The organism is Vibrio sp. Vb1337 (genome assembly GCF_033338715.1).
In the GTDB taxonomy this organism is placed as follows: domain Bacteria; phylum Pseudomonadota; class Gammaproteobacteria; order Enterobacterales; family Vibrionaceae; genus Vibrio; species Vibrio alginolyticus.
This window is the reverse complement of the sequence record NZ_JAWOTD010000199.1, coordinates 1-1150: the sequence shown is the minus strand read 5'-3', so window position 1 is coordinate 1150 and position 1150 is coordinate 1. Positions and strand designations below refer to the sequence as shown.

The window sequence follows — 1150 nt, the reverse complement described above, 5'->3', positions numbered from 1 at the left end:
CTTCCACAAAGAAAGGCCGATTGTCAGTAGAGATATAGAAATAAAACCTAAACGTGCGATCGTCGAAGTCATCGTTACCCCACAGGAAAGAAGCCCAAATAGCGTTTTACAAAATAGAGCGCGGCAAGGTTTTGGATCGCCATGCCGATCGCCATTGCCCACGCAGCCCCCAGAACGCCGTAGCTTTGGCTAAGAAACACCAAAAGAGCGATGGAAATAGTGCCTGAACAAATCGTTATGTATTTCATCGTTCTCTCATGGCCGCTCATTAGCAATAAAAATCCTACCGAGCCAGTGGCGATATTGACCAGCTGCCCTAAAGAAAGGACAACTAACAGCGGAGCTGCCGCAAGAAATTCATCACCAAAAAGCTGCATGACGAATTCAGGAAATAGGGTGCAAATCAAGACAGGAAGTAAAGCTGCGCCAATGTTTGCACGACAAGCCCATCGACTTAAATTTCGCAGTTTATCCAGCTTTCCCTCTTTAAAAAGAGAGGCGAACATTGGGGCAACAACGAAGTTAATGGTAATCAGTACAAAGCCAATCAGTAGCGATGTTCGTTGCGCTGCTGCTAACAACCCTAGCTCCGTGGTAGAAATGAAAAAACCAGCAATAACAATGCTTCCCCATTGGAGGATATTGGTGAAAATGCTGCCAATCCACACTTGCTTCGCAGAGGAGATCAGTTCGATATTTGTTGTCGGGGTCGGCTTTTGATATTGACCAGAGCTAAACCATTTAGTCGTTGAAGCAATACTGACGATCAGACTCGCCAGCAGCAATGCCGTCATTAGGCTGTTGATGTTTTGTAAGTGCAGTGTGCTCAGGCCCATAATGAACAAAACCATGAGCACACTGACGCCGAGTTGAAGCGCGAATAGGGATGGCACCACCATTTTACTTGCTTGTAAAACACGGCTGTTGGTTTGTCCTAATACGAGGAAAGGTACGCACATCAGCGCGAGCGTAATCGCCACTATTGGACTGTTGGTTTGATTCAGTTGATTTGGAAAAAGGTAAAAGCCGACAAATAGAGTAACGGCTGCCATGAAACAAAATGTGATACTGCGAGTTAAAGCCGTCCAATAGTTGTCACTTTGCTGTTGAATATCTCCGTTGCTAAACGCGATAGCGTTGAATCGGACTA

General features: G+C 45.7%; 1 protein-coding gene. It reads right to left on the bottom strand.

Going from position 1 to position 1150, the window contains the following annotated elements:
• Window positions 1-74: 74 nt before the first annotated feature.
• Window positions 75-1150, bottom strand: a 1076-nt coding sequence (locus tag R7E42_RS25000; protein WP_318073238.1) for a polysaccharide biosynthesis C-terminal domain-containing protein, incomplete at its 5' end; no start/stop codon positions are given.